Source organism: Labilibaculum manganireducens (assembly GCF_963665805.2).
In the GTDB taxonomy this organism is placed as follows: domain Bacteria; phylum Bacteroidota; class Bacteroidia; order Bacteroidales; family Marinifilaceae; genus Labilibaculum; species Labilibaculum manganireducens.
In genome coordinates, this window is record NZ_CAXXEE010000003.1 from 2,115,753 (window position 1) to 2,136,201 (window position 20,449).

General features: G+C 37.2%; 15 protein-coding genes, 1 pseudogene and 1 riboswitch. Of the genes and pseudogenes, 11 read left to right on the forward strand and 5 right to left on the reverse strand.

Annotation, left to right across the window (positions count from 1 at the left end):
* Window positions 1–65: 65 nt before the first annotated feature.
* Both ACHZAX_RS08075 and ACHZAX_RS08080 read left to right on the forward strand, forming a co-directional pair.
* Window positions 66–836, forward strand: a complete 771-nt coding sequence (locus tag ACHZAX_RS08075) for a LytR/AlgR family response regulator transcription factor (RefSeq protein WP_320018714.1) — start codon at window positions 66–68, stop codon at window positions 834–836.
* 143 nt (window positions 837–979) lie between these two features.
* On the forward strand, window positions 980–1,843 hold the full coding sequence (locus tag ACHZAX_RS08080; RefSeq protein ID WP_320018715.1) for a carboxylesterase family protein: 864 nt from the start codon (window positions 980–982) through the stop codon (window positions 1,841–1,843).
* A gap of 165 nt (window positions 1,844–2,008) precedes the next feature.
* On the opposite strand, the gene ACHZAX_RS08085 is transcribed toward ACHZAX_RS08080, so the two are convergent.
* Both ACHZAX_RS08085 and ACHZAX_RS08090 read right to left on the reverse strand, forming a co-directional pair.
* The gene (locus ACHZAX_RS08085) at window positions 2,009–2,644 is read right to left on the reverse strand and encodes a flavodoxin family protein (RefSeq protein WP_320018716.1); all 636 of its coding nucleotides are present in this window, start codon (window positions 2,642–2,644) and stop codon (window positions 2,009–2,011) included.
* A 159-nt stretch (window positions 2,645–2,803) separates the two neighbouring features.
* Entirely contained in the window at window positions 2,804–3,634 is an 831-nt protein-coding gene (locus ACHZAX_RS08090) for a nitroreductase family protein (protein ID WP_320018717.1), read from the reverse strand.
* Window positions 3,635–3,743: 109 nt separating this feature from the next.
* Window positions 3,744–3,836, forward strand: a riboswitch (TPP riboswitch).
* A 57-nt stretch (window positions 3,837–3,893) separates the two neighbouring features.
* Between ACHZAX_RS08090 and ACHZAX_RS08095 the strand changes: the two genes are divergently transcribed.
* The 8 genes and pseudogenes from ACHZAX_RS08095 to ACHZAX_RS08130 all read left to right on the forward strand — a co-directional run bounded on the left by ACHZAX_RS08095 (window position 3,894) and on the right by ACHZAX_RS08130 (window position 13,660).
* Window positions 3,894–4,664, forward strand: coding sequence for a sulfide-dependent adenosine diphosphate thiazole synthase (locus ACHZAX_RS08095; protein WP_320018718.1), 771 nt, complete (start codon window positions 3,894–3,896; stop codon window positions 4,662–4,664).
* Window position 4,665: 1 nt separating this feature from the next.
* Entirely contained in the window at window positions 4,666–5,277 is a 612-nt protein-coding gene (gene thiE / locus ACHZAX_RS08100; protein ID WP_320018719.1) for a thiamine phosphate synthase, read from the forward strand.
* Entirely contained in the window at window positions 5,277–6,551 is a 1,275-nt protein-coding gene (thiC, locus tag ACHZAX_RS08105; RefSeq protein ID WP_320018720.1) for a phosphomethylpyrimidine synthase ThiC, read from the forward strand. The genes thiE and thiC overlap by 1 nt, the downstream gene beginning before the upstream one ends.
* Window positions 6,552–6,590: 39 nt before the next feature.
* Window positions 6,591–7,112 (forward strand): annotated as a pseudogene (locus ACHZAX_RS08110) (bifunctional hydroxymethylpyrimidine kinase/phosphomethylpyrimidine kinase); the annotation flags it as partial.
* 753 nt (window positions 7,113–7,865) lie between these two features.
* The gene (locus ACHZAX_RS08115; RefSeq protein ID WP_320018721.1) at window positions 7,866–9,584 is read left to right on the forward strand and encodes a MutS-related protein; all 1,719 of its coding nucleotides are present in this window, start codon (window positions 7,866–7,868) and stop codon (window positions 9,582–9,584) included.
* Window positions 9,585–9,706: 122 nt separating this feature from the next.
* Window positions 9,707–10,726: a hypothetical protein gene (locus ACHZAX_RS08120; protein WP_320018722.1), complete on the forward strand. Its 1,020-nt coding sequence runs from the start codon at window positions 9,707–9,709 to the stop codon at window positions 10,724–10,726.
* Window positions 10,723–13,026, forward strand: a complete 2,304-nt coding sequence (locus tag ACHZAX_RS08125; protein ID WP_320018723.1) for a hypothetical protein — start codon at window positions 10,723–10,725, stop codon at window positions 13,024–13,026. Before ACHZAX_RS08120 ends, ACHZAX_RS08125 begins: the two co-directional genes overlap by 4 nt.
* 208 nt (window positions 13,027–13,234) lie before the next feature.
* Window positions 13,235–13,660, forward strand: a complete 426-nt coding sequence (locus tag ACHZAX_RS08130; protein WP_320018724.1) for a DUF3859 domain-containing protein — start codon at window positions 13,235–13,237, stop codon at window positions 13,658–13,660.
* Window positions 13,661–13,789: 129 nt separating this feature from the next.
* Here the strand turns inward: ACHZAX_RS08130 and purU are convergent, their stop codons facing one another.
* Window positions 13,790–14,650 (reverse strand): formyltetrahydrofolate deformylase, encoded by an 861-nt coding sequence (gene purU / locus ACHZAX_RS08135; RefSeq protein ID WP_320018725.1) that lies wholly within the window; start codon window positions 14,648–14,650, stop codon window positions 13,790–13,792.
* 1,241 nt (window positions 14,651–15,891) lie between these two features.
* Complete coding sequence (locus ACHZAX_RS08140) at window positions 15,892–17,112, reverse strand: 6-phosphofructokinase (RefSeq protein ID WP_320018726.1); 1,221 nt, start codon at window positions 17,110–17,112, stop codon at window positions 15,892–15,894.
* A 356-nt stretch (window positions 17,113–17,468) separates the two neighbouring features.
* Here ACHZAX_RS08140 and ACHZAX_RS08145 point away from each other — a divergent pair, with 356 nt between their 5' ends.
* Window positions 17,469–19,391: an alpha/beta hydrolase family protein gene (locus tag ACHZAX_RS08145; protein ID WP_320018727.1), complete on the forward strand. Its 1,923-nt coding sequence runs from the start codon at window positions 17,469–17,471 to the stop codon at window positions 19,389–19,391.
* Between the two features lie 62 nt (window positions 19,392–19,453).
* Here ACHZAX_RS08145 and ACHZAX_RS08150 read toward each other — a convergent pair whose 3' ends face one another.
* On the reverse strand, window positions 19,454–20,431 hold the full coding sequence (locus ACHZAX_RS08150) for a hypothetical protein (protein WP_320018728.1): 978 nt from the start codon (window positions 20,429–20,431) through the stop codon (window positions 19,454–19,456).
* Between the last annotated feature and the right edge of the window lie 18 nt (window positions 20,432–20,449).

The following is a 20,449-nucleotide window of genomic DNA, read 5'->3' on the forward strand; positions in this document are numbered from 1 at the left end:
GGGGCTTTCCATTACGGATTGCCCCTTTTCTTTTGTAATTTGGCAGGGGTAAAAAAAGGACAGAAATGATTAGAATAGCTATTGTTGAGGATGAACATTTGGCAGCGCGCGAACTGGAAAAAATGCTGCTGACCATACGTCCGGATAAAATTGAGATTAAAGCACATTTGGAAAATGTGGAGCAGGCCGTGCAATATCTGTCCGGGCATAAGCTTGATTTAATTTTTATGGATGTTCACTTGGGGGATGGAAACAGTTTTGAGATATTCAACAGACTGGATCTTACAACACCTGTTATTTTCACTACAGCCTACGATCAATATGCAATTCAGGCCTTTAAACAATGCAGTGTTGATTATTTACTAAAGCCAATGGATTTTGAAGATGTGGAAGCAGCCATCACAAAGTTCGAGACAATGTTTCATGAGAAAGAATCTCTTGATTTTAGTGCTCTTCAGACATCTTTAAACAGCTTAATGACCGGGGATCAGTATCAGGAACGGTTCATGGTGAGCCGGGGAGACAGACTCAGTTCATTGGAAGTTGAAAAAGTGGCTTACTTTATGGCAGACGGCAAGGCGCTTTATCTATTTGGATTTGACGGGAACCGTTATCTTTTTGATGGAACTCTGACATCTTTGGAGAGCAAATTGAATCCGAAACGTTTTTTCCGGATTAACCGCAAATTTATGGTCAGCTATCAGGCCATTGAAGATATGCACTACTATTCAAAAAACAGAATAAAATTAAATCTCAAACCCAATCACGCGGAATGTATTGATGCCATTGTTAGTCAGGACCGGTGCACAGAGTTCAAGAAATGGTTAAATCAGTAAACCTAAAATACAGGGGTCTGCTAAAAAGTGTGAATTATTTAACACAGAGTCATTATTATAGTATTCTTTTCGTCTAAATGTGATTTCATCTCGTATTATTGCATAATTAAAATTTATTGATAATTATAAAATAATTTCGTGTCATGAAGAACTGTGTTCTTGTATCCTTTTGTATTCTTATTTCGTTTTGTTCCGCTTCTTGTTCCAGTGATGATAGTTTATCCAAAGCGGATTACTACAATCTTTCAAATTTGCCTTTAGATACCGGCGGAACTCATTCCAGTCACATATTGGCAGAAGCTAATGCTCCCTATGGTTACTACGTTTATCAACCCGCAGGATACGATGATGATAAGGATTCAATGTATCCTTTATTGATTTTCCTGCATGGTTCCGGTGAAAAAGGCAACAGCGCCAAACATCCTGAATATTTAGAGCGGATTCTTGTGAACGGACCTCCAAAAATGATTGAAAATGGAAGTTGGTCACCAAAATATCCTATGTTAGTGGTTTCTCCTCAATGTCATGACGATGGCTGGCAAGCTGACAAAATAAAGCGTTTTGTTGAATTCATCATAGAAAAATACAAAGTGAATGAACGCAGAATATACATGACAGGTATAAGCATGGGCGGTTTTGGATGCTTTAGTTATGTGGGAACTTATGGTGATGAGTCTCATATTACTGCTCTTGTGCCCATTTGTGGTGGTGGAAATACAGAACAGGTAGCAAAATTTAAAAACATTCCGGTTTGGGCATTTCACGGAGAAAGTGATGCGACGGTTGCACCTTCCAAATCAAAAAACATGATTGAGGCAATAAACAGTATCAATCCAACAGAAAAGCTAAAATTACATTGTACCCTGATGTTGCACATGACTCATGGACCTACACCTACGAAGGAACAGGAATGGGGAAAGAAAATGCAGACTACGATGCATTTAGTTCAGATATTTTTACATGGATGCTGGAGCATGAGAAAAAAGAATAAGTATTTGAAATTATAGATTAAAAAAAAAGAGGGTGTCCAAAAAGTATAGTTCCATTGTCATTCTGAGCTTGCCGAAGAATCTTTCACTCTGAAAAACAGATATTTCGACTTTGCTCAACATGACAATCCGATACAAAATATTACTTTTTGGACACCCTCTTTTTTTGTCGATGATACTTTACTATCGAATAAAGTTGGTATATATTTTTTTCTCCTGCACAGGAGCTTCTACCTTGTCTTTTCCTTGCTCAATTAATTGCAATAGATAAGTCATGTTCTTACCCAAAACTCTCATAATCTGCATGCCTTCTTCATCCTGTAAAACTTGCCCTGGAGTAGTTCCATGAATCACATTCCAATAATTCGAGGTCGGTACCATCATTTCTGAATAGTTGAGATAATTGTTCAGCTCGTTAAAGGTTGGCAAGCCTCCCGAACGCCGAACTGCAACAACCGAAGCGCCAACTTTGTGGCGAAACAAGTTGCCGTTTGCACCACTCACATAGAATGCACGGTCTAAAAACGATTTCATATTTGCTCCCAAAGATGCATAATGAACAGGTGAGCCAAGCAGAATTCCATCGGCTTCTTTCATCTTTTGAATCCAAATGTTTACATCATCTCCTTTAATTACACACTTTTCATCCTTGTTTTTAGCACACTGACCGCAGGCGGTACAACCTTTTACTCCTTTATTTCCAACAGACACGATCTCTGTTTCAATACCTTGCAGTTCCAACTGCTCTGTTACTAATTTAAGGGCATGGTAAGTGTTTCCTTCTTTTTTCGGACTTCCGTTAAATGCGACTACCTTCATTTTTTGAGTTTTATTGTTTTTATGATTTCAGATTCGTGGAAAATTGATTGGTTCACACCAATTGAAAGTGCAAAAATATGCAGGAACTGAATACAATTGTTTTAATAAAATGTTAATAGAATTAATCTATTGTGAAAATCCCTGAGGAATACAGGCATCTTATTTTTCAAGCTTTATCCGGTTCACTTTTAAGCCTTCCGATTGAATTCCCCGGGCATATTTTACGGCAGATTTACCAAACAGCATTACATAGCCAATGGTGTGATCTTTTGGTATGCCAATCAGAGTACGTAATTCAGGATCTATATCATCAATGGCCCATTTTACCATTCCGTTCCAAAGAGTACCTATTCCGTGTGAGTTGGCTATTAATTCAAAATAACTCAATGTAATTAAACAATCTGCCATTGGTGAAGCATCAGCAGATGGGGCTGAAGCAATAATCAAGTGCGGAGCATCTCTAAAAATCACATCCACACCTTTGGTTTCCCATAATTTCTGATAGGACAACAGGAATTGAAACCGCTTTTCCAGTGTTCCTGATTCTCTGGCATTTTTCAGTGAATTGTAGACTTTTAACCGGAATAAGTCCAGATCCTCTTTGTTGTCAATTAACGACAGTAAAACAGCATTGTCGTTATGTCCTGTTGGCGCATGCGCGGCCGTTTCAATCAGTTCCTGAATTAATTCCTTATCGATAGCTTCCTTTTTGTATTTTCTAATCGAGCGTCTGGTTTTTATCAATCTGCTGATTGCTTCAGGCTTTGGCATTTCACCTTTTGCCGAAACACTGTCTTCCGGTTTTTTTCCTAATATTGAAAGTGCTCCAGTCGGACAAATGGCTAAACAGTGCTGACATTTCAAACAATTCATCTCCTTTTCTTTTCGGATTACAGGCTTTGGATTCAATTCTATAATTCCAACCGGACAATCCTGTGCACAAAGACCGCACTCAATACATTTATCTTCCTCTATCTTAAAATCTAACATGGTTTGCAAGCTTATTATTTGCAGGCAAAGATAATTTATCCCGGGAATTAATCCGTAAAATATGCCAATGTGAAGAGCCTGTTCCGGTTTTTTATTTTACATTTGCATCTATATAAACTAGGGGTGCCTAACTTTAAGGCTGAGATCATACCCTTTACCTGATCAGGATAATGCCTGCGTAGGAAAGTAAAGAAAAGTCTGCTTTTTTGGAGTAGGACCGCCCCTGTTTATTACTATTATTCACTTAATAAGCAATAAAATGGAGCAAATTGTATCTGCCGGAATCGTTGATTCCTATTTTAAAAAACTCAAAGAAAACTTATCGGTTGATGTGGCAATTGTCGGAGGCGGACCTTCAGGCTTAGCAGCATCTTATTATCTCGCAAAGAAAGGTTTTAAAGTAGCCTTGTATGAAAGTAAACTGGCTCCTGGCGGAGGCATGTGGGGCGGTGCCATGATGTTTAATGAAATAATAGTTCAGAAAGATGCACTGCACATTCTTGACGAATTAAATATTTCCTACACAAACTATCAAGGAGATTATTACACGCTTGATTCTGTGCATGCAACTTCCGCTTTAATTTACCATGCTACCCAGGCTGGAGTAAAAATCTTCAATTGTTCTTCTATTGAAGATGTTGTTTTTCAAAATAACAGGGTATGTGGTGTTGTTCTAAACTGGGCTTCGGTTCGCCGGGAAAAAATGCATGTCGATCCTTTGGTGATCATGGCAAAAGCAGTGGTTGATGGCACGGGTCACGATTGCGACATTGTCCGCACCTTGGAACGTAAAAATGACGTGAAGCTAAACACAAAAACAGGTAAAGTGATGGGGGAATACTCTTTGTCGATAGATGAAGCTGAGCGAACTACTGTAGAAAATACCAAAGAAGTATACCCTGGATTGTATGTATCGGGCATGGCATCGAATGGTGTGAGCGGTGGTTTTAGAATGGGGCCTATCTTTGGAGGAATGCTTCTTTCCGGTGAAAAATTAGCTGGTTTGATTGCTGAAAATTTAAGTAAATAAGATGGAAGACTTTGGTTTATACATCATCATCACAAACCCGCAATCCTCTTACCGTTCTATTGCCGAATCGTGTGTAGAGCGGGGCGTTAAGATGCTGCAGCTGCGCGAAAAATCTTTATCCGACAAGGAATTAATTAGGCTTGGAAAAGAAATCAGAGACATTACAAGAGGAAGTGAAACCAGTTTTGTGATAAATGACCGAGCGGATATCGCAGCAATTTGCGAAGCTGATTTTTTACATCTCGGACAAGATGATATGAGTATGGAAGAAGCCCGGAAAATTGTTGGTGATATGAAAATTGGTTTGTCAACTCATTCCATTCAGCAAGTAAAGGAAGCGCTTGTTCAGAAGCCTGATTACATAGGTTTTGGCCCGGTATATCCAACCAATGCAAAAGCCAGGCCTGATCAACCTGTAGGCATTGAACAACTAAAGCAAGTATTGAATATGGCGACCATTCCTGTGGTGGCAATCGGAGGAATTTTTCCCGAAAACATACAGACTATTTTGAGCGCCGGGGCAAAAAACATTGCCATGGTGCGGCATTTTATGCAAACCGATCAGTTTGATGAAAGAGTTCTGGAGTTTACTAATTTAATAAACAAGAAATAATGATTACACAAATAGAAAAAGCCAAAGAAGGTATTATTACAGCAGAAATGAATATCGTTGCAAAAAACGAAAAAGTTGATGTTGAATGGCTGCGAAATGAGATTGCATTGGGGCGGATTGTAATTCCCAAAAACAAAAATCACGATTTTCCGGCTGCAGCAATTGGTAATGGTTTGCGGACTAAGGTAAATGCCAACATGGGCACATCCGAAAAGCATTGCCATTTTGAAGAGGAACTGGAAAAAATGAAAGTGGCTGTTCAATATGGTGCCGATGCAATTATGGATTTGTCAACGGGCGGCGATCTGCATATTATTCTTCAACGAATACTTAAGGAGTCTTCTGTTATGGTTGGAACTGTACCCATTTATGGTGTAGCTACACGTTTGCTGGCCGAAGGAAAAAAGATTAAAGAGCTCGATCCGGAAGATCTGTTTCGTGAAATTGAAATTCAGGCAAAAATGGGGGTTGATTTTATGACCTTACATTGTGGCATAACAAAGGTTTCTCTTTCCTTTTTGGAGAATGATAAAAGAGTATGCGGGATTGTAAGCCGGGGAGGAGCTTTGCTTAAGCGCTGGATGAAAGAAAACGGGAAGGAGAATCCACTGTATGAGCAATACGACAGGGTTTTGGATATCTGCAAACAATACGATGTAACCATTAGTTTAGGAGATGGTTTGCGGCCTGGAGCCGGTGCTGATGCTACCGATCGGGCACAAGTTGCAGAATTGCTGGTTTTAGGGGAATTGGTGGATCGCGCCAGAGACAAAGGCGTGCAGGTAATGGTAGAAGGCCCCGGCCACATGCCTTTGGATCAGATTGAAGCCAATATGAAATTGATGAAAAGACTTTGCAGCGAAGCGCCGTTTTACGTGCTGGGGCCTTTGGTTACCGATTCGGCTCCCGGATACGATCACATTGTGGGAGCAATTGGGGGTACGGTTGCAGCCATTCACGGTGCCGATTTTCTGTGTTACGTAACGCCTGCCGAGCATTTGTGCCTACCCGATGTTAAAGACGTAAAGGAGGGTGTAATTGCAAGCCGGATTGCTGCACATGCTGCCGATTTAGTGAATAATGTGGCAGGTGCCCGTCAGCGGGATTTAACGATTTCGAAAGCACGTTACGATCTCGATTGGGAGACAATGTTTACAAATAGTATTGATCCGGAATTGGCTCGAAAACGGAAAATGGAGTCGGAAAGCAGTGAAGAGGATCATTGTACCATGTGCGGGAATTTATGCGCAGTTAAAAATGATAAAAGCATGTAAGTAAGGATCTCAATTTTACTATAAGGAGGTCAGTTTAAGGATGATAAAATCAGGGAAGCCTTAATTGGTCAAAGCGAAGTTTATCATTTTGAAAAGAGGAGGAAGAATTTTGAATATCAACATGGAACCGGCTGTACTTTGTCTACTGCCGGTTCCTGTTTTCTGGGAGAAAATGAATCGATTCTAAATTCCTGCCGACTGGCTTCTGATTATTTAGACCAGCATTATTCCCTTTGCAGGATCAGTTTTAAATATGGCCGTTTTACTTTATATAAATGGGCATCTGCTTGCGTGGATGTCCATTTTAGCAAAATACAAAGCCCTCTCACTTTCGTGGATGTTCATTTCACACGCACACAATTGCCCCGGAGTTTCACAAATGCCCATTGTTGTGGCACACTACCTCTTCGTAGTTTCGAAAATGCTGGTTTTAGTCACTCACAATGCCCGTATTTTTTCGGGAATGCCCATTGTTGTGGCACACTACCTCTTCGGGGTTTTGAAAATGCTGGTTTTAGTGACACACAATGCTCATATTTTTTTGTGGATGCCCATTTTTGAGCCACACAAGCCCTTCGGAGTTTCAAAAATGCCGGTTTTAGTCACACAAAAGACCTGTATTTTTTTGTGGATGCCCATTTTTGTAACACACACATGCCTCGGAGTTTCGAAAATGCCACCCTCGTGTACTCTGTAAGTCCTGTATCATATGAAAACTTTCAATAACGATCTGTTAAATAATGATTCGAATGCCGATATCAACAAGGAGAGATGGATATATTCATGGAACTGTGTTAAAAGCTTTAATCAATAATTAAGTACGGTATCGTCTTTTTTGTTGTTTAATTCAGTTTCTCAGCCTTGCAATTTCCCTTCGATTTTGCAACAACAAGTGCTTCGAACACACTTTAGACCTTTAATTTGGCATCAACAGCCTTGTCGAAGGCCTTTTTCACCTATGAAATTGGCTTTGCAGTTGTGTTTGCCTAAAATTCACCCTAAGTTTTCTGATTACAGATGGGGAAGCCTAAATGTAAGATCTTAAATTAATGCTTTATTATGATTGGAATTGCGCATGATAATTGTGTGAGATTTGTTAGCTTTGGGATTGTTAAATGATATAGTAGAGATTTGAAAATTTACCTAAAACTATATGCAAGCAGCAGATGCTCTTGAATTAGAACAATACTATCATATTTACAATTGAGGTGTAAACGGGTGCGATTTATTTACATGTGAAGAAAATTTTGAATATTTTCTAAACCTGTTGAAAAATACATCGATCCTATTGCAGATACTTTTGCATGGGTGTTGATGCCAAATCATTTTCATATTCTGATAAAATTAAAAGAAGTAATTGTTTACAAACATTCAAACGCTGACAGATTCAAGGATACTGTCGGGTTTGAAACAGAAGAATATAATATTGCACACAATATGATCTTTAATTTCAAGAAAAAACAAGCCGAACAATTAAAAGCCTCCTTTGGGAAGCTGAAAGATGAATCTTATAATTTTGAATTGATCGAAAAATATTTCAGGAATAAAGAACATACTGAAACTCTTCAGGTGCTTTCCGATAAAACCTGTAAAGATTTGGATTTTGAGGAGCTGTTCATGTTTTTGGATCGAACCCATTCGAAACCTGGGCAACAATATTTGTATAATAAATTACGCGCAATTCCGAATAAACCTACAAATGTAGATTTGGATGAGAAACTGATCCATCTCTTTACAGATGATTCTGATTTTAGGGTTGAAGTGCAAACTCAGTTAGAGAAGCTAAAGGGACGAGAGGCTTATTTTGTTTCAAGCTTGTTTCAAGAAGCACATTTGGAACAGCCAAAGTGGTTTTTTATACTCCGATTGTTATCCTTTACAAGTGTTTTATCTCTTGTTTTGTTGCCTTTTAATGCTCAAATGTTTTTTGTTTTAATTGGAGTTTTCATTGTTAATATCTGTTTTCATCTGTGGAACAAGAAAAACCTGTCCAGTTATTCCGATTCTATTCCACAGCTTATGGTTTTAAAACGGGTTGCGAATAATTTGCTTCACAATGAAGAAATAAAAAAGATAAATCCTTTACTGTCTGAATCCATAAAAATACTTGATCAGGTGCGAAATAGAATGTTCTTTTTTAAATTGGAGTCGAAAATTGAAGGTGATTTCCAAGTGATATTTTGGTCTTTTTTAGAGCTTTTTAAAATACTATTCATACTGGAGCCATTGCTTTTGTTTGGTGTATTGAAACGTTTGGATTGCAGAAGAAAGGAAATTGAGAAGGTTTTCATATTTGTGGGACGAATCGATGTGCTATTATCTATTGCTTCCTTGCGAAAAGGCGGCGACTGCTGTATTCCCAAAATCGATGAGGAGAACAGTCGGATGAAGGCTTGTGAGATTTATCATCCGTTAATTGTGAATTGTGTTCGAAATGATATTGAGGTAAACGATAAATCCATATTGCTTACCGGATCGAATATGTCGGGTAAAACTTCTCTTATTCGAGCCATTGGAATCAATGTTCTTACTGGATTAACGATGAATACCTGCTTTGCTAAATCAATGATGATTCCTCGAATTTGTATTTATTCTGCAATTCGCATTAGTGACGATTTAATGAATGACAGGAGCTACTATTTTGAAGAGGTTCTTACCATTAAAAACATGATTGACAAGTCGTGCAATGGAAAAGCCAGTTTGTTCCTGCTCGATGAGATTTTTAAAGGAACCAATACTGTCGAACGTATTTCTGCCGGGAAAGCTGTACTGTCTGCGCTCGCAAAAAATAACAATAGGGTATTCGTATCTACTCACGATATCGAATTAACCGATTTGTTGGAGAAGGAGTATGAATTGTATCACTTCAGTGAACTTGTGAGCGATAAATCAGTGGACTTTGACTACAAATTGAAGGAAGGGAAACTGAAAAACAGAAATGCAATCAGGATACTTGAAATAAATGATTTTCCGGAGCTGGTAATTAAGGAGGCGATGGCATTAGCTGAAGAATTAGATCGAACTAGGCTTTGAAGTTAAATAGTTTCGCTATTTATTTGAGCAATAAAGTGAGAATGTTCGGTATTATGATGATTTATAATTAAGTAAAATTACTATTTTTGTTCAATTTCTATAAAAATATAAAACTGTAAATTTTGAAAGTGAAAACTCATTTGTTGTCAGGCATGTTATTGCTTCTTATAACAACCTCCTGTTCTCAAAAAGATACCGCAAAGAAGGAAATCTCTTTTTATCATTGGAAATCGAAAGCTGAATTTAATAATCAATATCAGAAATCTTTAAAGAGTGCAAATGCAAATAAAATCTATCTGCATTATTTTGATATAATATCGGAGCACGAACCCAATTGGTATGATGATGGTATTGTGCCGACTTATGTATTGAAAAGTGTTGCAAAGGAGTACAGGGAGTTTGAAATTGTTCCGGTGGTATATATTACCAATAGAGTTTTTCAGGTATCAAATCTGGAAATACAGAAATTATCCAATAGGATAAGCGATTTGGTGAATCAGATCAGTTTGAAACATTTTAACAAGAAGATTTCCCAAATTCAAATTGATTGTGATTGGACAGAAAGTACCAAATACGCTTATTTTGAATTGTTGGAAAATTTAGGTGAAGAATTTGATTTGGATGTGACCATTCGTTTGCATCAAATTAAATTTAAAGAAAGAACAGGAATTCCTCCCGTGAAGAAAGGTACTTTAATGTTGTATAACGTTGGCGACTTAAAAAACATGAATCAGAATTCCATTCTGCAAAACAGCATTGTGAAACAGTACATCGATTCTGAAACCAAATATCCTTTGCCTTTGAATATTGCTTTGCCTCTTTTCTCGCAAACAGTGGTTAAGAATAAGGACAATGAAATTAAAATTATTAAGAATGCAGAGAGAACAATATTTAAAAACGATCCGCATTTTAAACAAGTTGATGTAAAAAATTTCCAGGTGGTAAAGGATACGCTCTGCAAGGGGTTTTATTTGAGTGAAGGTTATGAAATCAAATTGGAAGAATTATCTGATGCTGAAATTGTGAATTCGTACCAAACAATAAAAGAAAGCAAACTAATTACGAACGGGATTATATTTTATCATATGGATGAAAAGTCTCTTTCGAATATCAATCTTAGCGAATTAGTCGAGAAATTATGAAGAGTATTTTAACTGGTTTATTAGTATTTATATCATCTGCAGTATTTGCATGTGGTGGAGGTGATTGGGAAGGAATGTGGTTTTATAATTTGTTTGCACAAACAAATATTTCAGCCAAAGAGTTCTATCCTTTTTTAAGGGATGATTACAATGCCTTTTATGGAGAAAATTCTTATTCAGAATCCAAGGATCCTGAATATCCTGAAGGGAATGTAAAATTGTGGAAAGAGATTCTTACGGGTTGGAGTACCGAAGAAATTGAAATGGCGGTTTATAAGCCTGAAGATTTTAATTGGATCAATAAGGACTCTGAAACAGAAAAGAGAGCGAAACTCTATGTAGATTTTGCCCAAGGGTGCAGTGAAGCATTTAGTTATAGAACCAGAAGGAACTCGTGGGATTACGATGAGATTTTAGAGGAGAAAGATGTGGATACAGAGGTTTTACTTGAACAGGCTAATTCATTGTTGAGTAGTGAGACCGACCCGCAGTTACAAGCGCGTTACTACTATCAGATTATTCGCATTATGCATTATTCGAAAGCTTGGGGTGAAGCCATAGGCTTTTATGAAGCAAAAGTTGAAAATAAAATACAAAAAAATGAGATTTACTATTATATTTTAGATCAAGTTGCCGGTTGTTATTATTCCACCGAAAATTATGAGAAGGCAGCCTACCTGTTCACAAAAATAGTGAGTAATAGTATCGACAGAAAAAAATCTGCATTTGTAAGTTTCAATTTTTGCACCTCTTTTGAGGCTGAAGGGCGGTCTTTTGTAAATGGAATTGAAGATGAAAAAGATTTACTCCTAATAACAAGTTTGCGTAATTTCTCCAATGAAACTGATAATATTAATAAGTTTATTGGGTTGGATGCTAACGATCGAAGAGTTGAGCTTTTATTTATGCGTGCATTAAATAATGTTGAACGAGATGTATGGCCTAAAAGTATTGGTGTAGGAGAGAGCAGATTGCCTAATTTGGAAGAGGGGCAGGATTACAACGAATTATTAAATATTGCCGAACTGCAGCTTTCTAATCAGAAGGTGAAAAATACTGATTTCTGGAGAATGGCCAGTTCGTATTTGTCTTTTATCAGGAAAGACATACGTGAAGCAAAAAGAAAACTGGAAGCAGTAAAATCATTTGCAGATCAGAAAAAGATTCTGTCAATAGTTTATGAAGTTTTTTCCTGGGAGAGTATCTCCATTGAAAATGAGAACTTTATTTCTCAGGTGCTGTCAAAATATCCTGACAAGGGAACTTGGCCAGTTGATTTTAATTCAGATCTAAAGAGTTTTATTAAAGCTAAAATTGCCAATCTTTACTATGCAAACAATCAAATAGCAAAAGCATTTCTCGTTCATAACCAATTGGAATCGGGTGGAGCTATTAGTTCTTTAGAGTTGTTAGATGCTTTGGAGGCTTTTTATAATAAACCTGATAAAAGCGCCTACGAAAAAGAACTTTTGGAGAATAAGAGGAGTAACGACAAGTTTATTGATTATCTGAATTATCAGAAAGGGATTTATTATTTGTATCAGAAAAATGCAGAAGCAGCATTGGAGTATTTTAGTAAGAGTATCAATTTGAGTGGCACGATATCTTTATCAAATAAAATATTTAGTAATAATATTATAGAATGTTTTTCCTGCAATGAAGAGGAAGTGATGGATGATGAAGTTTATAAAGCAGATTTGTTCTCTTTTATTAAACCAAACTTTTCTATTTCAGATCTGGCGGTTTATTTGATTGAACTGGAAAAACTAACCGCTAACGAAAAACAGTGGAAAGCCAAACTGGCGAACTATTTATTAGCTAATTATTACTATAATATCTCAAATACAGGATATTACAGAGGAGCTTTAATTGGTGATTCCAACTGTTGTGATTATAATTACATTCATTATGCGGGTGATGATTATCGATCCAGTGAAAACGGCGCTGATATTATTGCAAACAGAAAAGGGTTCAACCTTTCGGATATCACTTCCTACAACAAAACTTATTTTGGGCTAAGTGAAATGTCCCTCGGGTTTTATCAGCGTGTAATTGAATTATCAACTGATAAGGAATTAAATGCCCGATGTCTTTATTTAATGGCAAAATGTGAATTGAATACTTATTACAATGAGGGAGGTAATGATACTTTTAAAGTTAATTTTAGTAAGTATAATGAATTGGAATTGCCGAACTACAAAAGTTTTAAAACTCTGAAGGAGGATTATTCAGATACAAAATTTCATGAAATGATTATCAATCATTGCAGTTATTTTAGATTGTATAGTTCGACTCACTAGTACGGGCGTGTATTTGCGCTAACTATAAGCAAGCAACTTTAAATTTTAAAGTTGCTTGTTTTGTATCCTATTGTTTTTAAAACAAACGAATATTGATCCTGAATACTTTTTCCTGAAGCCCACTCATATTAGGAATTGTGACAAAAAAAACTGTAGTTTTGCCGTTCTTATTCAAAGTGAGGCCATCAATTAGTCTAAAACAACAATAATGAATATAAAAATAATTGATTACGGAATTTGTAAAGCGATAGGAGTGACGAAGAAAGACGTTGTTCCGGGTAGTACAACAGGATACTTTTTGCATTCTGATGACATGGAGTTTGTTGAAAAAACCGATGTTATTCATCCTACGGTAGGTTTGAGTTTTGGAATAAGTTATCAATTCGAAATTGATTCAGAGGAAGCAGAACTTGTTGATTTTGTGTGCAGGATAAGACATCCTAAGTTGGTGAATCCAATTAGTATGGAACAATTTATGGAAACCGTGGAAGAAAAAGACAGCTATACTGATGAGTTAGGCTATGACTTCTACACGTTTGAATTGGACTGGGAAATGCAGCCGGGGGAATGGATTTTTGAGATTATCTATGATGATAAGATCATGTGCAGTCAGACATTTATTTTGAGAGAATAAAGCAAATGGATATACTTGCGCCTCCTAACTTTAAGTAGATCTCTCAATAAAAAAAATAAACGAATGGTCCTCCGAGCTGTTGCCGGAAGACCATTTTGCATTTGTACTATTTTTCAGATAGAATTGCCTTTAAAAAACAATTGTACGGGTACCATCTACAATAATGCGGTGTTCCGATTTGTAGGCAAGTGCCCGGGCCAGTACAATACGTTCCAGATCACGACCTTTACGGATCAAATCTTTAATGGTATCCTTGTGTGTAATACGCATAATATCCTGCTCAATAATTGGTCCTTCGTCCAAATCTTCGGTTACAAAGTGACTGGTTGCTCCAATCATTTTTACACCGCGTTCATAAGCCTGTTTGTATGGGTTTCCTCCAACAAATCCAGGTAAAAAGGAGTGGTGTATGTTGATAATCTTATTTTTGAACTCACGAATAAAGTTCGGTGATAAAACCTGCATGTAGCGGGCTAACACTACCAAATCGATATCAAGTTCTCTTAGTAAGGCAATCTCTTTGGCTTCCTGCTCAGGTTTGGTTTCTTTTGTTATTGGAAAAACATGGTATGGAATTCCGGCAGCATCGGCAATTGGTTTCAAATCCGGATGATTCGATACGATTAAAGGAATTTCGATGTCGTATTCGCTCATGTTGTAGCGCCACAGAATTTCCTGAAGACAATGGTCGTATTTTGAAACGAAAATGGCTACACGTTGCTTCTGATTCGAAAACTCGATTCTCCAATGCGCATCAAACTCCTTGGCCAGAGGTTCGAATGTTTCATGAAGTTTGGAAGCAGGAATTGTCGAGTTGGACATGTTCCAGGCAATCCGCAAAGAGAAAAACTGCTGGTTTTGGTTTACATGTTCATCCAAATCGATGATGTTACCACCTATTTTGTAGATAAATTGAGTGATTTTGGCTACAATTCCGTTTTTATCCGGACAGGTAAAGAGTAAAAATGCGTTTACATTATTTTCAGACATAGTCATTTCATTGATATCGGAATGATAAATTCCGTGAATTAAAGTTCAAGTTACTAATTTGCTTCAATATGGAACGATTTGCCCGTTTGGTAAGTGGTGTGTGATGCAAAAGTAGAAATTTTAGAGAATTATTAATTAAAAATTATGAATTAATAATTGTATAAAACGAAATAAGCTCTTTTGAAACTGTTTTCTTTCTTTGTATGAATCTTACGCACACTATGAACTTGGAGCTTTGTTCTTCTCTTCTTTGGAAGTAGATAGAGTGAGGTGATTTTGTTCTTTAACACCCCTCTGCCTGTTGGCATCTCCCCTATAAAAGGGAGAATTCGTAATAGAGACACTATATATTACTTTGTGTTCTTTGTGATATCCTTCGTTTACTTTGAGGTTAAACTTTTATTTTTATTGATCATTATGGCAAGTTTATGATTAAGGAGCTTGTAGCCGTGTTCTTCTCTTCTTTGGAAGTAGATAGAGTGAGGTGATTTTGTTCTTTAACACCCCTCTGCCTGTCGGCATCTCCCCTATAAAAGGGAGAATTCGTAATAGAGACACTATATATTACTTTGTGTTCTTTGTGATATCCTTCGTTTACTTTGAGGTTAAACTTTTATTTTTATTGATCATTATGGCAAGTTTATGATTAAGGAGCTTGTAGCCGTGTTCTTCTCTCCTTGAGGAGAGAGATAGAGTGAGGTGATTTTGTTCTTTAACACCCCTCTGCCTGTCGGCATCTCCCCTATAAAAGGGAGAATTTGTAATAGAGACACTATATATTACTTTGTGTTCTTTGTGATATCCTTCGTTTACTTTGAGGTTAAACTTTTATTTTTATTGATCATTATGGCAAGTTTATGATTAAGGAGCTTGTAGCTGTGTTCTTCTCTCCTTGAGGAGAGAGATAGAGTGAGGTGTTTTTTTGAATTGTGTTGTTGCAACAAATGAATAGACAGTTAGTTAAGTTGTGCCAATATTTTATTTGGACTTATATCTTTTCTTATTCTTTGTGATATCCTTAGTTTTCCTTTGGTTTAACCTTAATGTTTTAGAGAAAATAATAAACCCGGAGTAATGCTAAATTACCCCGGGCTAATATCGTTCGAGCTCATTGACTCAATTGTGTTTTTTTGCTGTAGTTCTGAGATCCCTCGTTTCCTTGGGATGACAAAATCTTGTGGCCTTTTGTTCCTTTACACTTTGAACTTCTTCCTTGTACCTTTCTCCTTTAACCTTAAGGTTTACTTCCAATTCAAAATCTTAGTGAAAACATAGTTTTCCGCGTCAGGAAGATATGCTTTTGCCGCTTCAACATCTTCGGCTGTAAGATAATGCAGGTTGTAGTTCAATACAGACTGTACACGCTGACTGTTTACATCAACCAAACGAGGTTTCACCTTTCCGTTTTCGTCTTCTACATCTTTTAGGAATAAAGGAGAAGCATCGCCTATAGGATCGACAGTTACCATACATTTAGAATGACCTTGCCTGAACAAGGTGTAAACACCATTTCCTAACAAGGTACACAAGCTAAGATCAAAACCGATTGGTCTGCAGCAACGGATTTCAAATCCCAGTTCAACCGGACGGGTTCCTATGTTCAGATTGTAGGTTTTCATTTTGCGTTGAATTACCATATTGAAAACGTGCGCTTTGCTTACATTGAACAATTCCGGATGCCCGTGAGCATCGTAGGTGAAATTAACGCCTGTGCTTTTGATTTCTTCATCGCTCATAAAATGGAAAACTCCTTCACTGATAATCGCTGCTCCGTAGTTTAAGCCCATTATTCTTCTCTTTATGATAGAGGAGATGACCAGTTGAGCAATTTTTTCGGCTGAAATGCTTGTTTTGTTGAACATTTCTGGAATAATAATCATTGGAAAATGACAGGCAGTACCAATTCCGAAAGCCAGATGACCGGCTTCTCGTCCCATAGCGGCCAACACGAACCAGTTCTGAGATGTTCTGGCATCTTCGCACACGGTGGTTGCAATCTTAACTCCTTCGTCTTTAGCGGAGTGATATCCAAATGTCGGCGATCCTTCGGGCAATGGGAGATCGTTGTCGATGGTTTTTGGAACGTGAATATTAGAGATATTCACCTTGTTCTCTTCCAGATATTTTGAAATTCGGTTTGCTGTAGATGCTGTATCGTCGCCACCAATGGTAACCAATAGTTTTACATTGTTTTCAACGAAAAAATCGGTTGAGAAATCTGAATTTTTTGGTTTGAAACGACTCATTTTTAGATGAGAACCACCTCTTGTAAAGATTCCATCAAGAGTTTCGAAGTCGAGATCGACTATTTTACGATCCTTAGAGAAAAGACCTTTGTAGCCTTCGTGCAAACCAATTACCCGGTAACCGTTTTTTAAAAATACTTTTCCTACACTACTAATCACGGTGTTGATGCCCGGAGCCGGACCTCCACCACACAGAATTACAACAGATTCTTTCATTGGATAAATGGATGTTTTATTTTAAAGATCCGGCAAAGATAGAGGAATTTGGAAAACTATACTTACTTTTTTGGGTTGAGTGGGAGCTTATGTGATAAGGTTACTGCGTTAAGGATTGCAGCAGAAACCCCGAAACCTTCCTGCAACGGAGTGAAAGGGAGATGAGGAGTTGCAGCGGAAAGCCTGACCCGTGTGATGCTTTGTGCGCAGGATAGGGGAACGCCCAAAATTCTATTGCAGGATGCTAAGTTGCTGTGAAATAATATTTTGTAAGCCGGTCACTTTGTCTTATTTTTACATAGACACCACTTTCTTAAGTACTTCAATAGATTTTCTAACCTTATTAAATCACAATTATGAAACGTAATTATTTGATTTTATTTGCCCTTTTATTCGTGTTGGCCGCTTGCCAGCCGAAAAAAAAAGTTGTTGAGATTCCTTCCTACAGTATTGAACAGTTTTATAAAAACACCAATGTGAGCGGCGGTTCGTTCTCGGGCGATGGCAGTAAATTGTTGGTGAGCAGTAATGAAACAGGTATCTACAATCTGTTTGAGATTCCTGTAGATGGTTCTCCTGCCAAACAATTGACGAATTCGGAAAAAGAATCATTTTTCGGATTGGCTTATTTCCCAAACAGCGATAAGGTGCTTTTGTCGTATGATCAAGGGGGAAACGAGAACAATCATATTTACATGAGAGATGTGGATGGTACGATAACCGATTTAACCCCTTTTGAAGGTGCAAGAGCTGGATTTTGGGGCTGGGACCGTGATGAAAAATCGTTTTACTACCAAAGTAACAAGCGCAATCCAAAGTTTATGGATTTGTATCAGATTGGTCTGGAATCCATTGAAAAAGGTGATTTTACTGCGAAGTTATTGTATGAAAATAACGACGGATTTGATGTTGCCGCAAAAAGTAAGGACAATAGATATCTTGCCTTAACCCAAAGTATTACTACAAACAACAACGAAATGTATTTGTACGATAGAGAATCGGGCAAGAAAATGCACATTTCGGAGCACTCCGGTGATGCAACTTACAATCCACAGTTTTTTAGTTTGGATGGCAAGTATTTGTACTATTTAAGTAATGAAGATTCTGATTTTGTTTATCTGAATAAATACGACATTGAATCGGGAGAAAAGGAAATGGTTTTTAAGGCCGATTGGGATGTTTGGTATGCCTATGATTCGTACAACGAAAAATATCGGATTATTGGGATTAACGAAGATGGAAAGACAAACGTTAAGATGATTGATTTGGCAACGAATGAGGAAGTTAAGTTGCCTGAGATTAAAGGTGGTGATATAAAATCGGTTGGTTTAACAAAAGACGAAAACCGTGTTCGTTTGGTTGTAGGTACCTCGGTTTCTCCAAATAACATTTATGTTTTTGAACTGGGAGATACTGAAGCGAAAAAATTGACTGAAACTTTAAATCCGGAGATTGATCCTGCAAATTTAGTGGAAGCGAAAGTGGTTCGTTACGAATCGTTTGATGGTGTTCAGATTCCGGCCATTTACTACCAACCTAAAATTGCAGCAGCAGATCGCAAAGTACCTGCTATGGTTTGGGTGCATGGTGGTCCGGGAGGACAATCGAGAGTGAGTTACTTTTCTTTAATTCAGTTTATGGTGAATCAGGGTTATGCTGTTTTGGCAGTGAATAATCGTGGCAGCAGCGGTTATGGCAAGAAGTTTTACGCAATGGATGATAAGAAGCATGGTGACGAGGATTTAAAGGATTGTATCTGGGGAAAGAAATTTTTGGCTTCGACAGGTGTTGTTGATGAAACAAAAATTGGAATTATTGGTGGTTCGTATGGTGGTTACATGACCATGGCTGCTTTGACTTTTGCTCCTGAAGAGTTTGAGGTTGGAGTTAATATTTTTGGAGTGACCAATTGGCTGCGGACCTTAAAATCGATTCCTCCGTACTGGGAATCATTCCGTAATGCTTTGTATGCCGAAATTGGCGACCCTACAACCATTGATTCGGTTACCTTATACAATAAATCTCCCTTGTTTTTTGCTGATAAAGTAACCAAACCATTAATGGTGCTGCAGGGAGCAAATGATGTTCGTGTTTTGCAGGCAGAATCGGATGAGATTGTTGAAGCTGTTAAAAAGAATGACGTGCCGGTAGAATACATCGTGTTTGATGATGAAGGACATGGTTTCCGTAAAAAGGAAAATGAAATTAAAGGGTATGGACAGGTTGTTGTTTTCCTGGATAAATATTTAAAGAAAGAAGAAGTTGCTGTGGCTGAATAAGCGGAACGGCGAATAAAAATATGAGGGTGTTCAAAAAAATTGAGCACCCTTTTTAATTTGTATTAAGATACCTTTTTGATCATTTTAAATGTTGGGTTAAATGAAAATACTTTTATTTTTTGAGGATGAATTTTTAGTGTGGAAAAATCTACTTTTATTTTTAAAGGAGGATATTTAAAGTATCCAAAGTTAAGTTGTGTTTGCAGTCTGTCACCTTTTTTAAGGATAGATTTATGTCCTTCGGATTTTGTAACAGCACTTACTACCTGATGCCTTATTTCTTTTTCGCTCTCAGGATCAATGCTGGTTATTTGTATTGAATCGGGAGAAAACTTTAAATATTCGCTGCTGTGATTAATTAATTTTAGATTCAAGAAAAGGCTGTCGTTATCTTGGTAAAATTTGGTTGTTAGTACAATTCCATTCATCACAATTTCGGTTTCAGAAAATTGAAAATTAGATTGAAGTTTTTCTTTTGTTAGTTCGTATAGCGTGATTGAATGTTCGTGGGCAAAATTATTGAGATAATTCGAAAATAATTTTTCGTTTGCATTGAATTTAATAACCTGATTCGTTATTGAATGACCATTTGTATCTCTAATGAAATTGAAATCAATAAAATAACAACTATCTAAATCGCCTCTTTTTTCTGTTCGCGAGAATAAATATTTATTATTTATGGGTGTAAATTTATAGACGAATGATTGTGAGCTATCGGGAAGTAGTACAGTTTTGGTTCTAACCGAAATAGGATTGCTTCGGTGATTCTCCAGTGTTTGAATTTGAAGTAAGTAGGGGGAAATTACAATTGACGATTTTCTATTATTTCGAATTTGTCCGTAAAATAATAAAGTATCTCCGCTTGCATTAGCACATAGGCCGGAATTAACAAAAATTCCGTTTGAGTTTATTATACTTGGGGCTTCAAATTTAAGAGGATATTGTTTTTCCAGTTTGCCGGGTAATACTAATTTATCTTGATTGGAACATGATGCTGTAAGATGGATAAAAAAAAGAGTTGATAATAGTCGAATAAGCATAACTGTGCAGTTTTTAGA

Bases quoted from the DNA above. Each gene is read 5' to 3' on its own strand.
- ACHZAX_RS08075 (WP_320018714.1), top strand. From the start codon at position 66: ATGATTAGAATAGCTATTGTTGAGGATGAACATTTGGCAGCGCGCGAA.
- ACHZAX_RS08080 (WP_320018715.1), top strand. From the start codon at position 980: ATGAAGAACTGTGTTCTTGTATCCTTTTGTATTCTTATTTCGTTTTGT.
- ACHZAX_RS08085 (WP_320018716.1), bottom strand. From the start codon at position 2,644: ATGAAGGTAGTCGCATTTAACGGAAGTCCGAAAAAAGAAGGAAACACT.
- ACHZAX_RS08090 (WP_320018717.1), bottom strand. From the start codon at position 3,634: ATGTTAGATTTTAAGATAGAGGAAGATAAATGTATTGAGTGCGGTCTT.
- ACHZAX_RS08095 (WP_320018718.1), top strand. From the start codon at position 3,894: ATGGAGCAAATTGTATCTGCCGGAATCGTTGATTCCTATTTTAAAAAA.
- thiE (WP_320018719.1), top strand. From the start codon at position 4,666: ATGGAAGACTTTGGTTTATACATCATCATCACAAACCCGCAATCCTCT.
- thiC (WP_320018720.1), top strand. From the start codon at position 5,277: ATGATTACACAAATAGAAAAAGCCAAAGAAGGTATTATTACAGCAGAA.
- ACHZAX_RS08115 (WP_320018721.1), top strand. From the start codon at position 7,866: ATGCCAAATCATTTTCATATTCTGATAAAATTAAAAGAAGTAATTGTT.
- ACHZAX_RS08125 (WP_320018723.1), top strand. From the start codon at position 10,723: ATGAAGAGTATTTTAACTGGTTTATTAGTATTTATATCATCTGCAGTA.
- ACHZAX_RS08130 (WP_320018724.1), top strand. From the start codon at position 13,235: ATGAATATAAAAATAATTGATTACGGAATTTGTAAAGCGATAGGAGTG.
- purU (WP_320018725.1), bottom strand. From the start codon at position 14,650: ATGTCTGAAAATAATGTAAACGCATTTTTACTCTTTACCTGTCCGGAT.
- ACHZAX_RS08140 (WP_320018726.1), bottom strand. From the start codon at position 17,112: ATGAAAGAATCTGTTGTAATTCTGTGTGGTGGAGGTCCGGCTCCGGGC.
- ACHZAX_RS08145 (WP_320018727.1), top strand. From the start codon at position 17,469: ATGAAACGTAATTATTTGATTTTATTTGCCCTTTTATTCGTGTTGGCC.
- ACHZAX_RS08150 (WP_320018728.1), bottom strand. From the start codon at position 20,431: ATGCTTATTCGACTATTATCAACTCTTTTTTTTATCCATCTTACAGCA.